The sequence below is a fragment of the Sphingobacterium sp. UBA7253 genome (assembly GCF_002472745.1).
Classification (GTDB): domain Bacteria; phylum Bacteroidota; class Bacteroidia; order Sphingobacteriales; family Sphingobacteriaceae; genus Sphingobacterium; species Sphingobacterium siyangense.
In genome coordinates, this window is sequence record NZ_DKSP01000223.1 from 80417 (window position 1) to 105253 (window position 24837).

20 protein-coding genes are annotated in these 24837 nt (G+C 42.6%); 9 read left to right on the top strand and 11 right to left on the bottom strand.

Going from position 1 to position 24837, the window contains the following annotated elements; genetic code table 11:
- Window positions 1–25 precede the first annotated feature (25 nt).
- From B2X72_RS23420 to B2X72_RS23440, 5 genes are all read left to right on the top strand, one after another.
- Window positions 26–3043, top strand: a complete 3018-nt coding sequence (locus tag B2X72_RS23420; protein WP_286851738.1) for a SusC/RagA family TonB-linked outer membrane protein — start codon at window positions 26–28, stop codon at window positions 3041–3043.
- Between the two features lie 12 nt (window positions 3044–3055).
- Window positions 3056–4621 carry a SusD/RagB family nutrient-binding outer membrane lipoprotein gene (locus B2X72_RS23425; RefSeq protein ID WP_028069322.1) on the top strand — a complete coding sequence of 522 codons (1566 nt, stop codon included), beginning with the start codon at window positions 3056–3058 and terminating at the stop codon, window positions 4619–4621.
- A gap of 18 nt (window positions 4622–4639) precedes the next feature.
- Window positions 4640–5452 (top strand): DUF4397 domain-containing protein, encoded by an 813-nt coding sequence (locus tag B2X72_RS23430; protein ID WP_201639864.1) that lies wholly within the window; start codon window positions 4640–4642, stop codon window positions 5450–5452.
- Between the two features lie 2 nt (window positions 5453–5454).
- A complete protein-coding gene (locus B2X72_RS23435) occupies window positions 5455–6447 on the top strand; it encodes a phosphodiester glycosidase family protein (protein WP_286851707.1) in 993 nt (330 codons plus the stop codon).
- A 279-nt stretch (window positions 6448–6726) separates the two neighbouring features.
- Entirely contained in the window at window positions 6727–7065 is a 339-nt protein-coding gene (locus tag B2X72_RS23440; RefSeq protein ID WP_115045883.1) for a helix-turn-helix domain-containing protein, read from the top strand.
- Between the two features lie 21 nt (window positions 7066–7086).
- Here B2X72_RS23440 and B2X72_RS23445 read toward each other — a convergent pair whose 3' ends face one another.
- On the bottom strand, window positions 7087–8190 hold the full coding sequence (locus tag B2X72_RS23445) for a PAS domain-containing sensor histidine kinase (RefSeq protein WP_286851708.1): 1104 nt from the start codon (window positions 8188–8190) through the stop codon (window positions 7087–7089).
- Between the two features lie 308 nt (window positions 8191–8498).
- Here B2X72_RS23445 and B2X72_RS23450 point away from each other — a divergent pair, with 308 nt between their 5' ends.
- Window positions 8499–9548, top strand: coding sequence for a LacI family DNA-binding transcriptional regulator (locus B2X72_RS23450; RefSeq protein ID WP_286851710.1), 1050 nt, complete (start codon window positions 8499–8501; stop codon window positions 9546–9548).
- A gap of 73 nt (window positions 9549–9621) precedes the next feature.
- Here the strand turns inward: B2X72_RS23450 and B2X72_RS23455 are convergent, their stop codons facing one another.
- The 9 genes from B2X72_RS23455 to B2X72_RS23495 all read right to left on the bottom strand — a co-directional run bounded on the left by B2X72_RS23455 (window position 9622) and on the right by B2X72_RS23495 (window position 22027).
- Window positions 9622–10446 (bottom strand): endonuclease/exonuclease/phosphatase family protein, encoded by an 825-nt coding sequence (locus tag B2X72_RS23455; protein WP_286851713.1) that lies wholly within the window; start codon window positions 10444–10446, stop codon window positions 9622–9624.
- 47 nt (window positions 10447–10493) lie between these two features.
- A complete protein-coding gene (locus B2X72_RS23460; RefSeq protein ID WP_286851715.1) occupies window positions 10494–11753 on the bottom strand; it encodes an IPT/TIG domain-containing protein in 1260 nt (419 codons plus the stop codon).
- Window positions 11754–11848: 95 nt separating this feature from the next.
- Window positions 11849–12652, bottom strand: coding sequence for an endonuclease/exonuclease/phosphatase family protein (locus B2X72_RS23465; protein ID WP_286851717.1), 804 nt, complete (start codon window positions 12650–12652; stop codon window positions 11849–11851).
- 40 nt (window positions 12653–12692) lie between these two features.
- Window positions 12693–13397, bottom strand: a complete 705-nt coding sequence (locus tag B2X72_RS23470) for a DUF3823 domain-containing protein (protein WP_198386016.1) — start codon at window positions 13395–13397, stop codon at window positions 12693–12695.
- 27 nt (window positions 13398–13424) lie between these two features.
- The gene (locus B2X72_RS23475) at window positions 13425–15323 is read right to left on the bottom strand and encodes a RagB/SusD family nutrient uptake outer membrane protein (RefSeq protein WP_201649437.1); all 1899 of its coding nucleotides are present in this window, start codon (window positions 15321–15323) and stop codon (window positions 13425–13427) included.
- An 11-nt stretch (window positions 15324–15334) separates the two neighbouring features.
- Window positions 15335–18481 carry a SusC/RagA family TonB-linked outer membrane protein gene (locus B2X72_RS23480; protein WP_088159877.1) on the bottom strand — a complete coding sequence of 1049 codons (3147 nt, stop codon included), beginning with the start codon at window positions 18479–18481 and terminating at the stop codon, window positions 15335–15337.
- An 80-nt stretch (window positions 18482–18561) separates the two neighbouring features.
- Window positions 18562–19734 (bottom strand): glycoside hydrolase family 130 protein, encoded by a 1173-nt coding sequence (locus B2X72_RS23485; protein WP_286851719.1) that lies wholly within the window; start codon window positions 19732–19734, stop codon window positions 18562–18564.
- Between the two features lie 158 nt (window positions 19735–19892).
- Window positions 19893–21170, bottom strand: a complete 1278-nt coding sequence (locus B2X72_RS23490) for a sugar porter family MFS transporter (RefSeq protein ID WP_286851721.1) — start codon at window positions 21168–21170, stop codon at window positions 19893–19895.
- Window positions 21167–22027, bottom strand: a complete 861-nt coding sequence (locus B2X72_RS23495; protein WP_286851722.1) for an ROK family protein — start codon at window positions 22025–22027, stop codon at window positions 21167–21169. Before B2X72_RS23495 ends, B2X72_RS23490 begins: the two co-directional genes overlap by 4 nt.
- A gap of 233 nt (window positions 22028–22260) precedes the next feature.
- Between B2X72_RS23495 and B2X72_RS23500 the strand changes: the two genes are divergently transcribed.
- The 3 genes from B2X72_RS23500 to B2X72_RS23510 all read left to right on the top strand — a co-directional run bounded on the left by B2X72_RS23500 (window position 22261) and on the right by B2X72_RS23510 (window position 24404).
- Entirely contained in the window at window positions 22261–22905 is a 645-nt protein-coding gene (locus tag B2X72_RS23500; protein WP_070565928.1) for an OmpA family protein, read from the top strand.
- Window positions 22906–22939: 34 nt separating this feature from the next.
- Window positions 22940–23641 carry a PRC-barrel domain-containing protein gene (locus B2X72_RS23505; protein ID WP_286851724.1) on the top strand — a complete coding sequence of 234 codons (702 nt, stop codon included), beginning with the start codon at window positions 22940–22942 and terminating at the stop codon, window positions 23639–23641.
- Window positions 23642–24002: 361 nt separating this feature from the next.
- Window positions 24003–24404: a hypothetical protein gene (locus tag B2X72_RS23510; RefSeq protein ID WP_145328116.1), complete on the top strand. Its 402-nt coding sequence runs from the start codon at window positions 24003–24005 to the stop codon at window positions 24402–24404.
- A 74-nt stretch (window positions 24405–24478) separates the two neighbouring features.
- Here the strand turns inward: B2X72_RS23510 and B2X72_RS23515 are convergent.
- Window positions 24479–24837: RagB/SusD family nutrient uptake outer membrane protein (locus tag B2X72_RS23515; RefSeq protein ID WP_286851727.1), on the bottom strand; the 359-nt coding region annotated here is incomplete at its 5' end.

The following is a 24837-nucleotide window of genomic DNA, read 5'->3' on the forward strand; positions in this document are numbered from 1 at the left end:
GTATGGTGTCGCCCTGGCCCAAAAAATCGTTACCGGTAAAGTCACTACGACAGATGGGTCGGCATTAAGCGGTGTAACAGTTCTCGAAAAAGGCAAAAACACGCAGTCCATCACCACCAACAGTGGAATGTACAAGATCACCGTACAAGAAAACGCCACCTTAATTTTTAGACATGTCGGTTATAACCAAATCGAAAAAGCGCTCATGGGGCAGTCGGTAATCAACATCAGCCTATCCGAAAACAGTTCGTCCCTCGACGAAGTGGTAGTCACCGCTTTCGGAGTCAAACGTGATCGAAAAACCCTCGGATACTCCACACCTATCGTTGCCGGATCAGATGTATCCGAAACCCAACGCGAATCGTTTTTCCAAGGTCTCCAAGGCCGTGTACCGGGCCTATCTGTCAATAGTACCAGTGGTATGCCAGGTGCATCGGCACAAATCGTACTGCGCGGCTTTGCCTCCATCTCTGGCGACAACAATGCCCTTATCGTTGTCGATGGCGTACCCATCAACAACTCCACACTGAATGAAAATGACCTGGCTAGCAATGGAGCAAATCGAGATCTCGATTACTCCAATCGGGCAATGGATATCAATCCAGACGATATCGAAACCTATACCATCCTGAAAGGCCCCGAGGCGACAGCCCAATTCGGCAGCCAAGGTGCAGGCGGAGCCATTCTCATAACAACCAAGAAAGGAAAAGCCGGTAAATTTACCGTCAACTATTCGCTTTCAGGACGCGTTGAAACGGTCAATAAATACCCCGAGCGGCAATATGTTTATGCACAGGGAACCAATGGTGTATACGCCGCTAATTCGGTCTATTCAATGGGACCAAAATATGCAGAAGGAGTCACGCTCTACAAAGACAATGTCAACAACTTCTTCCGCACCGGATATAATCAAAAGCATAATCTTTCTTTCGAAGGCGGATCAGAAAAAGTGACTTACCGCTGGTCCAATGAATACAGCAACAATACTGGTATCGTCCCCAATACCAGCTATAAGCGCTTTTCGACCCGCCTCAATGGAACAGCAAAATTCAACGACAAACTCGAATTTAACACCTCTTTCAACTATATCAATTCACAAAACGATAAAGTCCGTAAAGGCAATACAGGCTACCTGATTACCCTGATGCGCTTCAACCCGCTGTTTGATGTGAGGGACTGGATCGATGAAAAAGGGAATCGTGTACTCCACAGCACCGATATTTACAATGAGCTGGATAATCCCTTTTGGGATGTATACCGCAACACCGCCAATGATGATGTAAACCGCCTCCTTGCCACTTCCAACATTACCTATCGCGCTACAAACTGGCTAAGCCTCAACGGGATCATCGGCATCGACTTTGCCAACACACGGGGGCAAAGCGTTTACCATCCTCAATCCTACTCCGGATCAGGGTCTTCGACCAATGTACGCAATGGCTCCATGAATGAGTATCAAGTCAATGCACGCGTGCTCTCGGGATCATTTATGGCAACGGCAAACACAAAAATCGGGCGCGACATTAGTTTTAGGGCAAACTTGGGAACAGAATTTAAAGACTACAATACCCTTACTAACTCCCAATATGGCGAGGACTTTTACGATCCCAACTTTTACAGCATCAACAACACCTTTCCGAGCACGCGCCTGGCGCGATCTGTTGCCAATAACTTTCGTACAGTCGGATTTTTGGCACAGGCTGGATTTGGATATCTTGACAACCTGCTGTATCTAAATTTAACCGGACGACTGGATGCAGCCTCCCGAATGATGCCCAATAATCCGTATTTTGGCTATCCATCGGCTTCGTTGGCCTTCAATTTTTCAGACTTGTCTTTCTTCAAAAATAAAGTGCAATGGCTCAGCGACGGAAAATACCGCATCTCTGTGGGAACAACGGGAAAAGCGCCCTTTAAAAGCTATTACACGTTATCTAATCTCGAGCCCAAGCTATCCACAGGTGGTGGATTTGCCTATGGTGTGAATGGCGGAAATCCCGATCTGAAAGCCGAAAAAACCCGCGATTTTGAAACAGGACTCGAATTTGGCTTTTTTAAGCGCCGCCTTACATTTGATTTCAGCTATTTTAACCGTTTAAGCACCGGGCAGATCATTCTACCGCGACTGAGTTATGGCTCAGGCTTCGTTTTACGGATGATGAACGGCGGTGAAGTCAAGACTTACGGTACCGAATTGCAAGTCAACGTCAACCCGATCAAAAAAACCGATTTCAGTTGGGACATGACCTTTAATTTTACCCAGTACAAAGGAAAAGTACTTTCATTAGCGGAAGAATTGCCCGAACTCTATGATTCAGACACCTGGGTACTGAGCGGCGTACGTTCTTCCGTGATGCCAGGCTATAGTATCGGTACCCTAACAGGTACGCAGTTTAAAAGAAACGAGCGTGGAGACATTTTGATCAATCCACAAACAGGCTTACCCATTGCCGGCACCGATAAGTATTATCCGATAGGCGACCGCATTCCCGACTATACACTTGGAATTGTCAACAAGTTCAATTACAAAAACTTTTACCTAACGTTTTTATGGGATCTCCGCAAAGGTGGCGATGTGCTCAACGGGCTAGATTATAGACTCTATACCTATGGGCAGTCTGTGAAAACATTAAATCGGGAAGACCCGCGGGTAATTCAGGGCGTATTGGAAGACGGGCTTGAAAACACGGCCAATCCAACAGTAAACCACATTGCAGTAACACCATATTCCGCATCCGCCTACTATATGACCAATATCGAACCGCAGATGTTTATCGAGAAAAACATTTATGCATTTAGGCTTCGGGATGTAACTCTTCGCTATGCCCTACCCAAACATCTGACACAACGCATCTCGTCACAAGCCGCACTTAGCGTATTTTTTACGGCTACCGATCTCTTCCTGTTCACCAATTACACAGGGCTGGATCCCGAAAGTAATAGCAATACAGCAGGACTAGGCGGTATCGGCGGATACGGAATCGATTACGGGAATATGGCTAAACCCAGAGGTTTCAATTTTGGTTTAAACATGAGATTTTAGGAGGAATACACCATGAGAACAACGCTTTATATACTTATTTTCTTAGTCCTGACCGGATTGAGCAGTTGTAAAAAATACCTGGACATCAATGAAAACCCGTCCAACCCACAGCTTGTAAAAGCCGAATTGCTTTTAGCTCCCATTATCTATCAAATGGCCAATGGTTATGCCAATGACCAACGTCAGATGAACAAGTTCAATCAGACCATCCTTGGCGCCAGCACCGATGAGTCCTCCCGAATCTGGGAGCGGCATGGATTTCCACAGCAAAGTGATGTTGGCGGTGTGATGTGGCGTATGGTCTATTTTGATCACGGACTAAACCTGCAGTTGATGATCAACGACGCCATAGCCAATCAGAAATATGAATATGCCGCAATCGGCTATGCCGTAAAAGCCTGGGGCTATCAGATGCTGACCGACTATCACGGCCCCATTATTCTCGACGAGGCCTTGCGTACGCAACAGTTATCTTTCAGATACAATGACCAACCAGAAGTGTATGCTAAAGTACGCGTATGGTGTGATTCTGCATTATATTATCTGGATCAAAAAAGCCCCGTCGATTACAGCGCCAACCTCAATTCAAAAAAGGGCGATAATCTCTTTCGGGGCAATATGGACCGCTGGCGCAAATTTGTCTATGGCCTAAAAGCACTTCAGTACATTCACTTGGTTAATAAACCCGATTTTAAGGAAAAGTATGCAGACTCGATTGCCTATTTTGTGGACCGCTCCTTTGATTCACCATCCGATGATGCAGGCGTTAAATTTGACGGCGACAAATCCGAAACAGCCAATGTGGTGAGCTCAAAATTCGGCCTTTATACCACATCCTATTACAACAGAGCCGGTAAGCCTATTGTGCGCTACCTAACCGGGGGATTGCGGGGCGAACCTATTGAAAATCCAAAAATATCGACAGACCCTCGCCTATCGCGTATGTTGATGATCAATAATCCTGTTGACAGTATTTACGTCGGTGGTGAGCCCAATGTATCCAATACCACCGTTCCAAATATCCTAGGCGACGTCAGTAGCGGTGTAGGCAAATTCATCTTTAGAGACGCCGCAGATTTTCCATTGATGACCTATGCGCAGCTGCAACTGGTCAAAGCCGAGGCCCTCTTTATCAAAGGCGACGCAGCAAAGGCCTATGAGGCCTATATCAAAGGTATCTATGCCCACATGAACTTCGTCAATAAGTACATCAATACAACCAATGAAAAATCCATTACTGCTGTTGAAATAGATAATTACATCAAGGGGGGAGAAATACCGCTATCAGCTGCTGATCTAACCCTAGCCGACATTATGGGACAAAAGTATATTGTGCAATGGGGCTGGGGCGGTTTAGAACAATGGTGTGATTTAAGGAAATATCATTATAACACGGAAATATTCAAGCAGTTTATTCCATTGGCCGGCAGCCAGCTGACTTACAATGATTATTGTTACCGCGTCCGGCCTCGTTATAATTCGGAGTACGTATGGAATGCTTCAGAGCTTGAACGATGGGGCGGATTAGAGCCGGAGTACGTGATTAAGCCAACCTGGTTTGTTACAACAACTTATTAACGTATTAAAGGAAACATTATGAAGATATTCAAAAACTTAGCATTTCTAGCTTTAGGTGTCTTTGGCCTATATTCATGCGAGAAATCCATTCAGGACTTTGGAAAAGTAGATTTCCTTGGCGCCGATGATGTCATCGTGAAAATCAATATGGCATCGATATATCCCGATGACCGCTATATGTATGTCAAATTTGACGATCAGCGCGTTACTTCACTCATTCGGGGACGCGAGCCCTTTCCCGGCGGCGGATATAATACCCGCGGAGATTCTCGGCCTGATTTTTTAAAATGGAAAGCCGGCAACGTAAAAGTACAAGTTGCCCTTCCACATAAAACCGACGATGGACGCGACTCCATTATCTTGGCCGAATCATCCGTTAACCTGAGCGCAGGCAAGCGCTATACCATTCATATTACCGATACGGCGCAGAACACAAAAATGATCCTCAATGAAGAAGACCTCACACGGCCCGACAGTACACAAGCAAGGTATCACTTTACCAATCTGATGCCCAATGTACCATCAATAGACCTGTACTATGGTGCTGCGGCCACTGGGACCGCAGATGCCATCGCCGTGCAAGACTCACTTGTCGCCAAGGACATTAAATACCTGGAAACAAGTCCATATTTCCAGCTCAACCGCATTGCCACCCGTACCTGGAAGATCCGCAAAGCGGGATCTCCGGTAACAAATGGCACTGTAATCGCGTCCTACAGCAATGCCGGAGCCATCTTGGACCGCAGGTCATATGTCATTTATGCTTTGGGCTATGATGGATTTACCAGCACCATCATGAAGCCTTATGTTTCATTTTTCTTAGTTCGATAGATATGAAAAGAAAAACAATATTAAGAAATGTCCTTTTGTACATCACGTGCATCAGCATGCTATATTCCTGCAAGCAAAGGGATGATTATCCCAGCTTTGACGATAAAGAGATAGTAACTCCGCCCACCGATATTATTCCAGAAGACAAGGAAATAGAGCCCGTCACCAAGCAGCTCATGGCGCAGACCGACCTCATCAAAACATTTCTGGTCGATTCATCTGTTACCCTAACCAATGGACTTGTACGAACCCATATTCGCTACCAGAACAAGCTCGATCAACGCGTGAGCCTTCAACTGCTCACGGTAGATCTTTCATCAAAAGCGGTTTTTCCTTCAATCATGAGTGCATTTGATGATTACCTATATGTGAGCCAGCCGATAGGTGATATGGCCAAGTACTGCGAACCACGCGCAGGCGGCGAGATCCTAGCAGCAACAAATGCGGCGTTATCGTCCACTTATTCCTACATTAAAAACGGGCGGCAGATCAATGTATCCACGAGCAATATAAAGACCAAAGAGAAGACCAGACCTTTCTTTGCGATACAAAAGGATGGCACGCCTTACATAGGCAATTGTGCCGATACCACTAAGTTTGCTTTTGAGCCTTATGATTTGAATCAATTTAGCGGACTGGTATCCGGCACCAATTGGGTCCGTTACCGGGGTTATAACGTTTTGACTACAGCAGCAATTGTTCAAGCGATAACAGCCATTGGCCTATCGACAGATAAAAAAACGATGTATGCCTTAGTTGTCGACGGAGGCGACACCAATTTTTCAGTAGGCATCAGTTTAAATGATGTTGCCGTTTTGATGGGAGCCTTAGGCAGTTACGATGCATTTGTATTGAACGGCGGTTCCACCAGCGTGATGGTCCAAAAGACCAATACAGGAAATCAATTTAATCCCGTGGTCTGGAACACCGTATCCAAGCCATTAACGGCAGGCGGATCTGCAAGCATCAGCGGTATCGCATTTGTGAAGCGATAAATTAGAAAATCAGCTACTCAACAACGGATTTTGAGTAGCTGATTTTTTAAATTTAAATTTGTTTACGCTGTTATTTCATCTTGCTTGCAGCTAAGCAAAACACGATTATTTCGCCCAAGAAAATTCAATCACAAGAATTTTATTTTCCTCATGCCCGAAATAACACTTCCAGCCGAAGTTAGTATTAGGTCAACGTATCTACCAATATATTTCAATATAGCTCTAATTATTAAGTTTTCGGTTGTTTTTTTTGTATCTTAACGTTAGATTAATTTTTCAATGGACAAACTAGGAAAAGCAATTAGATTACTGAGACATCAAAAAGGCTGGAATCAAGGCGATGTTGCAACGCGATTAGAAATATCAATTCCTGCATTTTCTAAAATTGAAACCGGTTTTACAGATTTAAATATCTCTCGATTAAACCAAATCGCAAAGGTATTTAATTTGACAACCGCACAGCTTTTATATTATTCTGAAAATAAAGAAATTAAAGAGCATGTTGAGGAGTTAAAAGTTATTTCGGAAAAGATATCCCAACGCGAGGACGAAATCATTCAGCTTCAGAAAAAGCTTATCCAGCTCTATGAGCAATTGTACAAGTACGATAACGCTTAAAATTAAATAATCCCGATCCCATTAGGCTAACGTTCGCGATGAAACTGGAAAAAATAAGCGAACGACGGTCCCTTTGTTAAGTTCGCTCGATAAATGAATCGTCCCACCGATACGTTCCATGAGATGTTTAACCAATGCCAGCCCGATTCCCGATCCAGCAATCTTGGCAGTATTACTCGCCCGTTCATTTGTAAGAAAAACCTTCTGCAACTCGTCTTCCGGAATCCCGATGCCATTATCTTCGAGATAATATACTACTCCTTTATCAGCTTTTTCACTGTAAATATGCAAAAAAGCCTCGCCTGATTTTTTTGCATATTTAACGGCATTACCAATTAGATTTATAAAAACCTGATAAACGATTCCGCCATCCGTATACAAAGGAAATAGATCTCCTAATTTGATTTCCATTTGTTTGTCGGGATATACCAGTTTAATTTCATCAATACAATTCCTTATTTTTTTATCCATTGCCACACACGCGACTTCTTTCTCGGCACTGCGTATCTTGCCAAGCTGCAATGTCTGATTTATAATACTTTCTATATTTTGAATAGATGCCGCAAAGGCTTCAAACCACCTTTCACTTACCTTAACCGAAACACCCACATTTTTGCTTAGAAAACTATTCCCAATTTTCAAAACAGACAATGGATTTTTTAGATCATGTGCCAAAGTGCTGGCGAGCACGTCCAAATCGCGGCTAAACATAAGCTGTTCTTGCTTTTCCTCCACATTTTTGTAAGCAAGATGTTGCTCAGTCACATCACTTGCCGTATGCAAAATAGCATAGGTTTTCCCCTCCTCGTCAAGCAATGGCCTATATTCAAAATTAAAATACCGCAGTGTTTTCGTCTCTTCATGAACAATATTTGCGGGTGTACGCTCAGCCTGATAGACAATTCCTGTTTTCCAAACGTTTTTCAAAATAGATGAAAAACCTTCTTCTTTAAAATGAGGAAAGCATGCACAAAAACTACGCCCTAGGATGGACCGATCCACACATAATATATCCAGCATACCTTGGCTAACAAAAGCAATATTTAGGTCTATGCTATCATAAATTGCGATCGCACTATGGGACTGCTCCAAAATAGACACCAGAAGATTAGCTGTAGTTTTCATCTACGCTAATTTAATCATAATATTTTACAACAGATAAATTAATAAGGGAAAATCCGAAAAACAAAAAGCTAATCACGAAGTTGACCTGATGCATCTTGACAGAGAAGGCTTCAACCCCATGATAGCCCAAGAAAAGATTATGAAGTACATTGAATCTCTTTACGATCTTGCCGATTTCTTCTGGACACTTTTTTTCTTTGCTGCAGTAAACGACCTCTTTTTCAACAACAATGCCGGTAAATTCTAAAGGCTTTGAACGATAATGGATACAAGTGAATAAAAATCTATATTTTTAAGTTTTAGAATGTATGGAAAATAAAAAGATTTCAATAAATGACATTGCGAAACACTTAAAAATAGCAAAGTCAACCGTATCGTTGATCATTAACGGAAAAGCTGACGAAAGACGGATTAGCAAAGAATTACAGGCTAAAGTACTGGATTATGTCAGAGAGGTTCGTTTTTACCCGCATCACTTAGCGCAAAGCCTAGCCACAGGCCGAAGTAGCAGTATCGGACTTATTGTTGAAGATATTTCTGACTCATTTTTTGGACCAATAGCGCTCATGATCGAAAATCTAGCCAAAACGAAAGGGTATAGGATAATGTACAGCAGTACCCTCGGTGATACCAATACAGCCATTGAGATTATCAATTTTTTCAGACGGAGCCAACTGGATGGCTATATTATTGCACCAACCAAAGGAATAGAAGATGTAGTTAAAGAAATGGTGGATGAACATATCCCAATTGTTCTATTTGACCGGGATCCGGTCGAAGGTGTGGATTTTGTCGGAACCAACAACAAGGAAGCAATGATTGAAGCTTGTATGCATCTATATGATAAGGGGTTTCGTCAGATTGGATTCGTTACACTCGAATCTACACAAAGCCAAATGCATGAACGATTATTAGGTTACCAAGAGACGATGGAAAAATTAGCTGTTGACCCTAAAGTAGCCTTTATACCCTTTGAATCAAAAAAAACAGTCAAACAGCAGCTTATTAAAGATTTTCTTGAAAAAAATCTGGAATTGGACGCTATCATCTTTGCAACCAATTATCTTTGTCTTGCAGGGTTGGCTGCAATAAATAAGCTAACGGCTAAAAGGAAAATGGATTTCGGCATCGTGTCTTTTGACGATCATGAGGCGTTTAACCTGATCTCCCCAACGATCACCGCCATACGTCAGCCCTTGGAGGAACTAAGTAACAACATTATAAAATTATTGCTAAAGCAGATAGAAAAACCAACAAAAGATAATGCTAGTCATGTAGTGTTACCCTCTGTGATAAAAGCAAGAAAGTCATCTGAAAGAAAAAGCAATAATCTTCTGCCAATCGGTCGCAACAACTGATCGGCAGAAGATGCACGGTTTCCCGCATATTTTTGGTTTATATGTTCCAATAATTAGTATTGAATTATTCAGACTATTTAATATTAAATGTTCCTACAACTGGAAAATGGTCGGATTCTTTGTCTGCCCAAAATTGAACCGCATAGTCCTTTACTTCAAAAGCCTGCTGAGGAGCATATATCAACCAATCACAAGTATATGTCGGTTTTGGTGTAGGTACAGTCCATTCACAATCCGAGGTTTGACAGGGCAGGGAAAACCATTTTTGCAAAGCCGGCATAGTCTGTGAGTTGGGCCGTGAATTCAGATCAGCACCCAAAATGATCGGCTGCTTTAAATTTTTGATTTCCGCCAAGATCTCATCGATCTGTTTTAAACGGGTGGCATCATCCTTTTTGTAGCCCAGGTGGGTCGTCGCAAAATAAAATTGTTTGCCTTCCTTTTCCAACAATGCATAGCCAAAGGATCGGATGTCATCCCCATCATTAGCAACCCCCAAATGGATAGACTTTGTCTCCAGTAGCGGATATTTGGAAAGGATAACATTACCATAATCACCTTTCTTCAACGTTAATGCATGTGCAAAATAATAGTATTGCATCCCTGTCAATGCAGCGATTTCCTTCGGAAAATCCATTGGATTAATAGCTGTATTGCGTTCCACTTCTTGCAAAGAAACAACATCGGGATCAACTTTTTTGATCACCGAAGCAATCGCTTCAATGCCCATTTTTCGAGCACTATAGATGTTGTAGGTCATTGTTTTGATCTCAACTTTACTATTCAATTTTTGGGCGGAAACTCCATTGGCGTTAACTGACAACAGCAGAGCGGTTATTAAAACAAACAGCAGGGGGCGCAAGTTTAAATGTCTTGCTTTAGACAAAGTTATCATCATGATCCTATTCTTTAATGTAAGTAAGAATTAGTTAAATTATATGGTAGTTACTCTATAACGATCTTTCGAATAACGTGATTCCAGGTATCAGCTACATACAATGCTCCGTCAGGACCGAACTGTAGACCTTCGGGATCGTAAAATTTTGCTGTTAAGGCATTCCCATTCTGGAGACCACTGGTGCCGGCAATTCCTGCATAAGTAGTTACCGTACCATTGGTCGTGATTTTACGAACACAATGGTTTTTACGATCGGCAACATATAAGTTTCCATCCTGATCCAGATCCATTTGTGCAGGTGTATTGAATCGCGCAGACTCTCCATTTCCTATTGCATTCCCCGTCGTATTGGCATTTGGTCCAGCAAGTACGTGTACAGCGCCGAATCTCTTGGCCGCAAGGTCATAGGGTACACGATAAACACTGTGTGCATTGTAGGCTCCTGATATAAACATAGTTTGCCCATCTGGAGAGAAAATAATGTCCATAATATTGACATTTTTTGAATTGACTGCAAATAGCTGCTCCAGCGTACCATCGGATTTTAAACGACAGATCTTTCCGCCCGAGTATATACCAACAAACACTTCATCTGTCACGGGGTTCGTTGTTACAGCCGTCAATCCTGCCGTTGCAGATAGGGCCGTTAAATTGCTATATTTACCAGAAGATTTTATCATCTTGCCAAAGCCCATGGATCCATTTGCGTTGTTATCATTGCTAAGGTACAATGTATTTTGGTCTATTGAAAAGTCAAAAGCCCGGAGCCGCTCGAACAAAGGGTTCTCAGAAGCATTAAGTAGGGTACTTACTTGATTATTTGCAGCAACACGGAGTGCCGCAAAATTATCTCGGCTACTCGCCCCCTCTTCGACAAAATAGAGCATATTATCCTTACTCCATTTCAAATAGCGTGGCCCGGATAATTTAGCCTGCACATAATCCCCGTCAACATCATCCTTAGTCGTTCCTAAATAGGTATACACGACGGTCTGATATCCGTACTCAAAATTTTGCTTATAGGTATACGCTACGCCGTTAATAGCTAGTTTGACTTTACCAGATCCCGCATTCTGTGGAATACGTGCGGTAATGACCCGTCCATTGGAACTTAATACACTCGCTTCCTTCTCATTTATCGTCACTTTGATTTTTTCGAGATCCGTTCCAAAATTACTCCCATATAGGGATATTTCGGTAGATGAGCCTCCAGAAATAGGTGTATACTGGGTAATTTGAGGTTCATTAGCCTTATCGGGATACGTCATGTCGCCACCAATCTCTTTGGTGCAACTGAGTAGACCCATTGCGAAACAAAAAAATATCCCGATGTGAAGATTTCTTATTCCTGATATTTTAGAAAAACAAATAGTTATCATGGTTTTGCTACGTAAAATTTGTATTAGTTTTTGATTAAAAAATTCGCAACAACAGGAAAATGATCGGATTGCGAATAGGAACTATAATCTACATCATATGTCTCCGTCAAGACCCCGTCTGCCGGTGCATACATCAGGTAATCTATGGTTCCATCAGGTTTAGGTGTTCCGGCTGTAAAGCCACAGTAGCCATTTAGGCATCCTGATGTAAACCATTTCGTCAACACTTTATAGCCTTCTTCTGTAGGCTTGGCATTGATGTCTGCAGACAGAATGATAGGTAGCGTAATATCTTTGGTATATTGGTGGATTAGGTCAATTTGATGGAGCCTATTGGCGTTATCTGACAGATGATCTAAATGCGTTACTGCAAAATAAAAATCCTGATTATCCTTGGTTACCCTCACCGTGCCAAGCGCTCTTATATAAGCGTTTGATTCTGAAGTGACCACATCCAACAGGTAAGTTGCCTGTTCTTTAAGGGGTAATTTTGAAAGAATGAGATTACCATATTCCCCCTGAGCTAGGTCGCGGGCTTTGACAAAATAATAATAGGGCATACCGGTAAGCTCGGAAAGGCGTTTTCCGGTGTCAAAATTCAAATTGATGGAGTTCTTCTCCACTTCCTGCAGCCCCACAAGGTCGGGATCATTTTTCTTAATCACGTCGGCGATCGCCTCTATGCCTTTTTTTTGTGCAGCATAGATGTTATACGACATGGTTTTGACAGATGTGCCGGTTACGGATGGCTCTTCAACCTTGGTTTCATTTTTACTGCATGATACCAATAAAAAACAGATTATACTGAATGTTATAATTCTTTTCATGAGTGACTCCTTTGTAGTTTTCGCTTTGCGTGTTAGTTGATCAGTCATTTGCTATCAATTCTATGGTATCGCTATAATTGACGACCCCGTTTACCGTCGCACTTACCCGGACATAGATTTTGTTGCCGTTTGCCTTGATCTTATAAAAGTTCTCGACAAATTGTTTATCATTGGCCAGTTCAAAGACATGTGTACCTTCATCTATTTTACCCTTAGCAATCTTTGTGACATAATTCGCATTATTTTCATCTACTCGGGGCGTATAGTTCCACATCACAGATACATTGGTAAACGTAAAGGATTCGTCCGATTTATTAACCTTAAATGCTACCTCGACTTGGTTTCTGTCGGAAATGGTGGCCGATGCCGTAATACGGGAAAAAGGGGTTGCTTTCAAATCAAATTCCGTTTGACCTTGGACGGTCGTATACCCTTCGCACACGCCAATAAAAGGGCCGTTGACAACCACTCTATACTTCCCATTAAACACCGTATTGTTGGTATAAGATCCATCTGCATTTGCCCTGAAATCGACAGAGGCAGTCGCCCCGGTTCCTATTTCAAATAAAGAAACCAATACACCTCCCGAGCCCTCCACCGGCAATGGAATAGGCTTGTTTGTTTCCATATCATATATGGTGCCGTGAAGCCCCCCATTAGGAGCCTGTAGATTGTCGATCTCATTTTCGCAACTGTTCATGACAGCGATTAAAATAAAACCAAACACATAAAAAATATTCTTCATTTTGATCATAATTGTAATACATCTTAATTAGTTGCCGTAACCCGGATTTTGAACCAGCTGGGGATTCGTACTCAAATCCGTAGGACTAATGCGGATATAGTAGTTTCTTTCCAGGAATAATCTTTTTTGCTTCGGAGGTACTCCGGTTTCGAAAGTATACTTATTGCTTTTGACATTGAACCAAGGATATAGCGCTGTACCTCTATAGTTGGTTAGTCCGCCCTGCGATTCATCCATGTGGGCTACTCGCCAGCGCTTGAGATCCCAAAAGCGTAGCTTTTCAAAAGCAAGCTCTACCTTGCGTTCCTGCCGAACTTTGGCAATGGATATCGTTGCAAGTGACTGAATTCCGGCACGTGTGCGAATGGCATTTACCGCCTGCAAAGCTTCGGTGTCTTTGCCTCCGAGCTCGACACAGGCCTCGGCAAAATTAAGGTATATTTCACCAAGGCGAAATACTACCCAAGGTGTCTCCGAACGTTTGGCATCAATATTTGTCATGTCTGTAAGCGTTTCATCAAAAAACTTACGCATATAAAACCCCGTTTTTGAAGCATCTCCGACGTCTGCACCGCCATCTTTACCCGATGTATTGTACCTCACACCGTCTATCGTAGCCACATTATCCTTGTCGGGTTGATTCTGTGCCTGGTATTTTTGCCCCGAACCATTCTGCCCATTGATCACTCCTCGTATCCATTCGACCTTGCTGCCCTTTAATGGAGCGCCGGGAACATAGATGGAAGCAAACAACCGCGGGTCTTTCCCAACGAAAAGATCGTAGGGACTATCAAAACTACGCGGTGTCCCATCTGTATTTTTTAAAGACAATTTACCCGGGCTACCATCGCTGTATTCAAATGCTTCGACCATTTCGAGCGTTGGGGTCACTCCGCAGCCCCAGCCATCACCACGATAGGAAAAAGGAGCATTCATCTTATCCCACATGTGACCTTTCCCGGCCGAAACATTATAAGTTTTCTGAAAGATGTATTCCCCATTATCGCCATTTACACTTTTTGAAAACAGTTCATAGAAATTCGCTGCTTTGTCGGCATTTTTGTTATAAAGGGAATAAGTGCCTGCCTCCAGCAATGCTTTTGAAGCATTATACGATTCGGTAAAATACCTCGTTGCCTCATTGGCTGCTATACCAACATAACCGCGCGTTACAGCCTCTCCACTTAAATTTGCATTTGAACCATATTTAGCGATCGAGCCAGCATACAGCGAAGCACGGGACCATAAGGCAAGGGCTGCACCTTTGGAGGCTCTATATTTACTTTCTGCAGATCGCGATACCGGAAGTATGTCGCTAATCGCCTTACATTCACTGATAATAAAATCGTAAACTTCCGATTCCTTATTTCTTGGAACCTGTAATGCCGAAAAATCGCCAGGAACGTATTCTTGGGGTGTCGTTAGCAAGGGGACACCACCATAGCGCTTCACCAAACCAAAATATTGCATCGCGCGTATCCACCTCGCCTCAGCATCGACTAGGCGCTTCTCCTCGTCGCTCAAGACTGTAGTCTCGCTCAGTTTCTTCAAGAAGTCGTTTGTACGTCTTATTTGGACGTATCGCGTCGCAAAAGGGTCTTCAAAGACGTAATCACTATACGTATATATCGAATTTGCATTACTAAATGCATAGTCTTTCTGATACGCTCCTGTCGCTTCATCAGACAAGGAGGTCAAATTGAGCAGATTTGATTTTCCTGTAAACCAATCGTCAAACTCATCTAATCGTAATCCCTCATCATACATCGTGACTAACACGGACTGTATCGCTTGCGGACTTTCCCAGATGAGATCAGAGGTGATAATTCCACTGGTAAGCTCCCGGTCCAGGTAATCGTTACAACTATATAAACTCAGTGTAAATGCACAACTCAGAAGAAGAGGACTGAAATATTTCATTTTCATAGTATAGGATTTTATAAAACTATATTAACACCAAAATTGAATGTTTTCAATTGTGGATAATAGCGCAATCGACTTTGATTGCTTTCAGGGTCTATATTTTTCAATAACGCATCACTCCCCGTGAACGTCAACAGGTTATTGGCATTAAAGTAGATTCTACACCGTTCAATCTTTAGGGACTCGGCCCATTTTTTGGGTAGAGAATACCCTACTTCCAATGTTTTTAACCGTAGATAATCTGCTTTATGTAAGGACCATGAGTTATCGGATCGGTTGTCCACCTGACCTGTTACCCGGGCTGCGGGCATTGTGCCGGCAATCCATTCACTATTGGGATCAGCAGGATCTGCCCGGTGCCATCGGTCGGTCATAAATGCAAATCCGTTACCTAGGCCCTGTTGGATAAATGGATCAAGTATATCACCACTTATATAAATATCATGGCCTGCAGCTCCCTGAAAAAATAAGGTCATATCAAATCCTTTATAATTCGCGCCGAGATTTAATCCATAATACATTCTTGGTGTTGCACCATGACCGATTGGTTCCACATCGTTCCCATCTATAATGCCGTCGCCATTCACATCTTTGAATTTCAAATCTCCGGGAAGCAGGGATCGATTTCCATTATTATCCTGCACCGGTGAATTTAAAATATCTTCATACGAGGAAAATTGACCCAATACCGTCTTCCCCCACCGGATATCCTTATTTCTATCATTACTGTTGTTCCGCCAGTTATCATACATATTGGTTGAAGCTGCACGTTCGACGTAGCCATAGCGGATGCGTGTTACCGAAAAATTGCCGGATATATTATAGGCAAAATCACCAATTTTATTTTTATGGCCTACAGTCCATTCAAAACCGGTATTGATATCTGAATTTAAATTTTCCTGTGGCATAGACTCGCCGAATGTTGTCGGGAAAGTGCCTTGTCTTGTCGCAGGAAGGCCAGAGCGTTCGCGTCTAAACCAGTCGAATTCCGTATTGATCAATCCGTTTTTAAAGGAAGCCTCAAACCCTAGATTCATGATATTAGACTCGTACCATGTCAACCAAGGATTGGCCATCCCACTGCTTCTCAGCCCAGAAGACAAGCCTCCAGTTCCCAGCACATAACTCCCTCCATAGACATATCCATCGAGGTATTGGAATGCCGAAAAATCACCCTCATCACCGACTTTGGCATAGGAGCCCCGGATTTTTACGTTATCAAAATGAGCAAAATTTTCTTTGAAAAATTTCTCTTCCGAAATCCGCCAACCGGCTGAAACGCCCGGGAAGAATCCCCACCTGCGGTCCCGCTGAAATTTATAAGATCCATCATAACGGAAATTCAATTCAAGTAGATATCTTCGGTCATAGGCATAATTAAACCTTCCTACCAGACCTGCATGCGCCGTTTCCACACTTTTGCCACTCGTATTTTGGTTTTCGGTGTCTCCTTTACTGATGTCGTCAATGATCCCGATCGAAGATTCCCTAAAACCCAATATATCGGTCAAACGGTCGTGATAGGCCTCCCATAACAATAAGCCACTGACATCATGCTTTTGTCCAAATACACGGTTGTAATTGATCGAATACTGCTGAGTTGGCATATACAGATTTTCCATCTTGGACTCCAGGCTTGCTTTTTTTCTTAGAGCGACCTCGGTATATTGTTCATTCGTCTGATTGTACTGGTAATCGCTCAATGCCTTTTGCCATGTTTTCCATTCACTGTTCTTATAGTCATAAGCGACCATAGCACGTAACGACAGTCCAGCTATCCACGGTAGCTTCCAATTTAGATCCAATGAACCGTTAAACTCTCTTCTCAGGCGCGATTCGTATCCACTATGCTCGATATAAGAGCTATGTATAGGGTTGGCCATGTTTCCAATGGCTTGCCAATAACTGGGATTATTATTGGCATAAATGGAATAAATAGGGATGGCCATCTGTGCCTGTGTAAACAGATCGTCACCTCCATACGGTTTTTCACGATCTTGTAAACGACCAGTCAATTTAAATCCGACGGTAAAATTTGGTGTAACATTCAGATCAATATTGGAGCGTAGATTATACCTTTTGAAGTTCCAGTCATCTGACCTCAAAATACCACCCTGGTCAACATACCCCACCGAATTATAATATTTAACTTTATCATTCCCCCCATAGATGCTGACATTGTGTGAGCTCTGTGGAGCATTGTTACGCACGAGGGAATCCCACCAGTCAGTACCCTGCGCTCCATTTTTGTAACTATCGAGTTGTTCTTGACTGTATGCTGGTACCCCAGTGTATGGATTAGAGTTATAGATCGCTTCATTATACAGCGACGCATATTCATAGGCATTCATCATACGTGGATATCGCGTCACCTGCTGGATCCCATAATATCCATTGTACTCCACTTTAGTTTTAGAATTGCTTCCTTTTTTTGTGGTCACCAATAGTACCCCGTTGGAACCTTTAAATCCGTATACCGCGGCAGCAGCATCCTTTAAAATTGATATAGATTCGATATCATTCGGATCGACCTGTGCAAAATCTCGCTGTACGCCATCCACGATAACGAGCATGCTACCGTACCCGCGGATATCCACCGACGCTCCGTCATCTCCGGGGGCACCGCTACGCTGTACCGCACGAATCCCCGGCAATCGACCAGCAAGCATATTTGTTACGTTTGGCGTCTTTACCTTAATCAGCTCTTCAGCCTGTATGGATGCAACTGAACCTGTTACCGAAGCTCGTTTCTGCACGCCGTATCCCACCACCACAACCTCGTCCATCATCGCTACACTATCTTGCAGAATAATGGATAAGTTTGTTCGTCCCCCAAGCAGGATTTCTTGGCTCTTATAGCCGGCGGCGGATAGCAGCAGTGTTTCGTTCGGATCTGTTGTAATGGAAAATTTTCCGGTTCCGTCCGTACTGGTTCCGATGGAGGGTGTGCGCTTTATTTGCACAGTGACCCCGGCGATCGGATTATTGGCAGCATCCGTTACTTGTCCGGTTATCCGGACGGGTGCTTTGGCCATAGCCATGAGGACAAGATCACTGTCCCAACGCTCATGACCATAAGCCGCGGATGTCATTAGTGCGATCCCTATCAAACTTGCCTTTAAGGCGCTCTTATAGGCTGCATTTAAATCACGCTGTATCATTTTTTATAAAATTTATTTTTGGTTAGTAATTCTTTATTAAAACGCTTACACGAATCACTTTGGCTTTATACATCTATACCTTATTTTTCATTAGGGATGGGATCCAGTGCAGCAGGATGTTGCGGATCAAAAATGGCAACACCAACCTTTGAATCAGCACAGCCATAGTATAGAAACCATTTCTGTTTAAAATAAACCAGGCCTTCAATAAACACTGTGCCGTCAACATATTGACCACTTTTTTCAAAAGCTTCCATTGGTCTTAGGAAAGGTACGTCCATCCTTGCTAATACTTTACCCGGATCTTTACTGTCGAAAAGAACTTGCCCTGCTGAATAAGTACCTTTATTAAATCGCTTATCTCCTTTTTCAGGGTGGTTTTTGCCATTATATAATAGTAGAATTCCTTTATCTGTCAGGATGGCCGGTGGGCCACATTCTGTTAAAGAGCTATCAAAATATCCCTCTCGAGGTGAGATGAACGCTTTGAGTTGACCTTTCTCATCTACAACCGGTTCCCAGTCAAGCAGATTATCCGACGTTGCGCCATATACACCATGCTCGCCCCAGTACATCCAATACTTCCCATTTACTTTAGTAATTAGCTGCTTACCATTTTCCAGTTTAGTGACAATCGATGCTGATTTATGCGATTTATTGACGAGCTCAGGAAGTATGTTCGATTTTTTAAAAATAGGCCCATATTTTGTCCAATTTTTAAGATCCTTTGAGGTAGCTACCCCCAGGCGAGGTACTTTTCGGTTCCATTGCGTATAGAACATCACATAGGTGCCATCTTCGGATTCCGCTATACGCGGATCCTCCGTTCCACCGGGCCATTCAAACTCACGCTGGCTATCAGCCCCGGGATAAAAAACAGGCGTGTTTTGTCGGTTGAAATGTGTTCCATCAGCGCTTGCAGCAAGCCCTAGACGTGAAGTACGATGACCAATTTTTATCCCCGTCTTATCTTCGGCACGATAAAGCACGTAGATACTATCTCCTTTTACCACCGCTGCCGGGTTGAAGGTGTCATTATTCTCCCAATGCACAAGTTGCCCATTCATGGGATTCACAAATGTGGTGGTACTATCCGGTTCGATTACAGGGTTTACCCCTGCTGGACGAACGAAACCGCCCATTACCCAGTCTGGGGTGAGATGGCGCGGCTGTCTTTGCGCGCTACAGCCCCAAAAAGTCACCGTAATCGCAATTATTGAAAGAGGCTTAAATAGCGTTATCATTTGTTTCATATGTCAATTATTTTAATATATGGTATTACGAAAATGTTTCTTTAGTATCAAAAGCGCATAATTATCTTAGAAAACCGGTTTTGCAAAACGAAAGTAAGAAGTTTATCGATCAATATGGCTTTATGATGAGGATTTAATAATTATTTAATATAGGAACTTTAGGTTATTTCTTCCAATACTTTGCCCTTCGTTTCGGGCATACATAGAATAAACACGAAGGAAGCGATAACCATCAGGGCATAGAATAAAAACACATAATATCCTCCGAGTACGCTACCTTCTACAATAATTGGAAATACCCAGGATATTATTGCAGCAAATAGCCAATGGGTCGTGCTCCCCAAGGAAGAGCCTTGGGCGCGAACCTCGTTCGGGAAAATTTCCGCCAAAAACACCCAAATCACGGCACCTTGTGATAAGGCAAAAGATGCTATAAATCCCATGATATAGAAAAGTAAAAATTGTGCGTTTACTCCTTTTAGGCCAAAGGCTGCCAATAACAGAAATAAGAACATGCCAATAGCGCCTGTCAAAAGCAGTTTTTTTCGCCCAAAACGATCGATGATGCTCATGCCAACCAGGGTAAAGAGCAAGTTGGTACCACCGATAAAAATAGGCTGAAGGTAGGCTAATGCTGCACTAAAGCCCGCCATTTCGAAGATCCGTGGTGCGTAATATAGAATAGCATTAATTCCGGTCATTTGATTGAAGAATGCTAACAACACCGCAAAAAGTATAGGTTTGGCATACCGTTTTTGGAATAGGCTAACATGCTTACCAGATGTTTGGGGCGGATTGACCTGCACTTCAAATGGAGTTTCAAGCCGAAGATAACTTGCACGCGCTTTTTCAATGTGTCCCTGCTGCAATAGCCATCTTGGACTTTCGGGAATAAGATTCAATAGAAGTACAAATAATAGGGCAGGCACAGCCATGATACCGAGCATGTATCGCCATCCGCCTGAATTTACGCTCATAAAAAGAAAATTCGTCAGATAGGCCGTAAAGATTCCCAGCACGATCATAATCTGAAAAGTGCCTGTAAGTTTACCGCGATCTTTTGCGGGAGCAATTTCGGAGGTATATACTGGTCCAACAACAGAGCTGATCCCCACAGCAAGCCCACCCAATAATCTGAACAACAGGAAAAGCTCCCAGATGGACGCTACTGCACAGCCCAATGCTGAAAGTAAATATAAAGCTGCAACGAAATAAAGCACGGGTTTACGCCCATAACGATCGGCCATACGTCCGGCGATAACGGCTCCTATAATGGTTCCGATCAGCGAGATCGATACGGTAAGTCCATGACGGACAGCATCCAAGTCCCAGAGTTTTTGTATGATTTGTTCAGCACCCGATATTACTGCTGTTTCAAAACCAAACAAAAAACCTCCCAACGATGCGATTAATGTAAATTTCCAAATGGCTTTCATATACTAAATGTCTTGAGGGTTAATCCGAGAAATAAGTTGCGTTCATCAAATGATGCAAGGGATAGCTTTGTATCAAGGGCACAAAGGAGCTTATCAAAAAAATAATTGTGGGCCTTGGCAATACTGCCTCCGATTATAATTGTGTCTGGCGTTAACGGATAAATATATTCTTTAATGAAAGTAATCAGTTGGTTGCCTAGAAAATCAAAAGCCTCTTTTCTAAAAATTTCCAGATCTGGGCGTTCAGCGATGTCTTTTATGTTATCAACGGGAATATACCCAAATTTTTCTGTCAAATGAGCTAAGACCCCTCGGGTTGAAATGAAGTCTTCTACAATGCCGTTGCTGAAAACTGCTGATCCTAAATTGAGATCTACGATTGTTCCATTTTCGTAAAGCGAAGAACCCAATCCGGTTCCTAAAGTCAGGCCTATAACGCGCCTATTTTCCATTTTTTTATTGACAACTTCGCCCAATAAAAAGGCTGCAGCGTCGTTATAAAAGTAGATCGAACTTAAATCAATTCCTGTGATATTCGCAAAAAATGTTTTTAGATTAAAGCCTAGTAGCGACTGATACTTATTCATTCCGTCCATTAAGGATATTCCGTTTTCGTAATCGAATGGGCCAGGGCAAGATATGAAAATTTCGGATGGTAAATGCGTAGTTGAACTTAGGGTCTTATCGATGGTTTGTTTTATGGCCGACAAAATCTGTACTCTTTCTGCGTTACTATTTACATTCCCGCGAAAGTACGATCCGTCCATGACAACTGCAGGGCTCCCGTGCACAAGGCCTGATGAGCAATGCGTACCACCTAAATCGACACATAAAATTATATTTTCGGTATGAGGCATTTTTGTTTTTAAAATTGGTTATTAATGATAATAAGCAAAACCGGTTTTGCTTAGATAATGCTAAGATAACACTTATATTTGAAAATCAAATTTTTAATCTAAATTTTTATCTTCCATCCGTCTTACATCCTCCTTTAAGTTTAGCGGTAGCCCCCTATTTTGTATGTGCCATAAAAAAACTTTTAAAACCGAAGATAGAATTTAGATGTTCTCCTAGAAAAAATAATAGCTATATGGCACATTTAGAAGTAAAACCTAAAAGCGGAGCACCATGGTGGCTTTGGCTTCTGCTCGCACTTATTGCATTGGCAATAATCTTGTTTTTTGTAAATCGTAATAACAGTGCATCCGATGTCGCTGATACCAGGGACAGCACCGGCATGGTAACGGATCAGGGCGATATGGGCGGGGATACCCTTGCAACAACGGAACCGAGCTGGAATTCAGTAGATTTCAATAGTGCTGAATCTTCGGACCCGAATATCACGGACAAAGATATTCGCGTACGCTCCAGTGATGGCTATACCATTTACTCGCTTGGCGAAAATATATTATTTGCCACTGACCAAAGCGCCATACAAAGCAATTCCGAAGCGAAACTTAAACAAATTTCATCGGCTTTGAATAAAGATTTTCAAGGTGCCTATGTAGGCGTATTTGGGAATACGGATTCTACAGGCACGGCATCCCACAACAAGCAGCTGGGCATGGAACGTGCTACTGCCGTGAAGGACTGGTTGGTTAGTCAAGGTGGAATTGACCAAAGCAAAGTAAGCGTACATTCACGTGGAGAAAATGCTCCTGTTGCTGACAATGCAAGCGCAAGCGGAAAAAATCAAAACCGAAATGTAGAGATCGTGGTTTTTCGCAATAAATAGAAACCTAAAGTTTTGAACTCAAAAATTTAAAGACATGGCATTAGAAGAAAAAAAATACAACCATTTGATCGAATTAGGAGGAAGCGATTATGAAATCGTTGATGGTGAACCAGATATTAGAGGCTGGAAAGTGAAAAATCAAGCCGGACAATCGCTAGGTGAGGTAGATGACCTCCTTTTTGACCCTCAAAGCCAACAAGTACGCTATATTATTGTTGACCTGAAAGATGCAGATTTACCTATTGAAGACGACAAAAAGATATTGGTGCCCATTGGCGTTGCTGCACTTTATGATGGGAAGCGTATACAGGCGAGTAATGATGAGCCGGGTACCGTGGAGCCCATCGACCGCAGCGGCATACTAACGGTAGATGAAATCGATCCCGTGGAACCTGCTACAGACTATCGCTATAATCCGGCCGATGATGGTGAAGTCGTGGTGGTACCGGTTACTGCCGACCGTCTGACCAGACTACCGGCGTACCGTGAAAATTACCTGGATCCGGATACTGAATTATCCATTCGCCATATTTATGAGGGAACAGGTGATGTCGGATTTACGGTAGGATCTGGTGTATATGACCAGGATTTTTATCAACATCCACATTTTAATGAAGATACATTTTATAGCCCGGGATCAAAAACAGATGAATTTGCTGCGGAGCGCGAGCGTGCCCGACGTATACGTGCGAGATACGATAGAAATTTAGATGGTGATCCCAATGATTTAATTTAAAGAATTTATCAGGTTAAGATCTTACCATTCCAAAGGTTTTCATTCTTTACAGTTTGAAAACCTTTTTTTTTCCGGGAACCTAGTCCTTAGCAGCTGCAGGCAGATCCTCCCATATTTGGCATTCGCCCCTGAAATTAAACCTCTCGTCCCCAAAATGAAGACCGGTCGCCATCGCACAAAAAATCATACAACTACGTACCTAAAAGTCATACATCCAGGGCAGATTACTGCGCTAACTTTGGTATAAGATAACAGATCGGAGGACAGGGAGATGCTCGGCCGGTCAACAGGAACAACTCCACGGCCGATTCAGGAGGATAATAAGGATAAGCAAAAATATAACCATATAAAAAACAAAAACATGAGAACATTAGTAAAAAGAATCATCGGCACATTGGGTACAGGTGCCTTGATGGCAGGCCTTATCATCGGTGCAAATGCACATGATAAAAAAGAAGAGGTGAAAGTAAATAAAGTTGATCCCGAATTTATTGAGTGGCATTTCGATGGCGCACCTAATCCCTCCAATAATGATCTTACGGATCCCTCACAATATTCTAAAGGCAGCAGCACTACTTGTGATGGAGAGAAAGAAACTATCTGCAATTTAAATGCTCCTGAAAATGGCAGTTCAGGGCAACCAGATCTCAATGCCACAGTTACTATACCGGGGCAGCCTAGCGAGTCCGTTTCGCAGCGTATCAGTGATGCGCTCGGTTCAGGGACACCGAATGAAACCGTACAGTCTTTCCGTTCAGAATAGAAGGAAACACAGTTTTTTTTAAAAGCTCCAAATATCAGTTTGTTTGGAGCTTTTCTATAATCATACAAGTCTTTTTAGCGTGGATTTTGCAACATGCCTGTAATTTGAACTACATCTTGAGGAATCAATATTTGATATCGCAGATCATTTGGAGGAAGTGTATAGGATTTTTCCACGCCATCCCGTACAATCTTGCGCACCAAAGTCTTCTGAAATTTTTGATCTCTATTAAGCCTTTTAAGGTCAGAGACCCTAATACCTCTAAAAATCAGCTCCTTACGGCGTTCTTGCAAAATATATGTCAATACCTCATCCTGGGATTTGAGTGCAGAAGGAAATACATATTCCTTTGCAAAACGTTTATTCAGCAATACCTCCAGTGTAGCTTTTGCCATATTCAATTCTCCTTTGCGTGCCAAACATTCTGATTTTA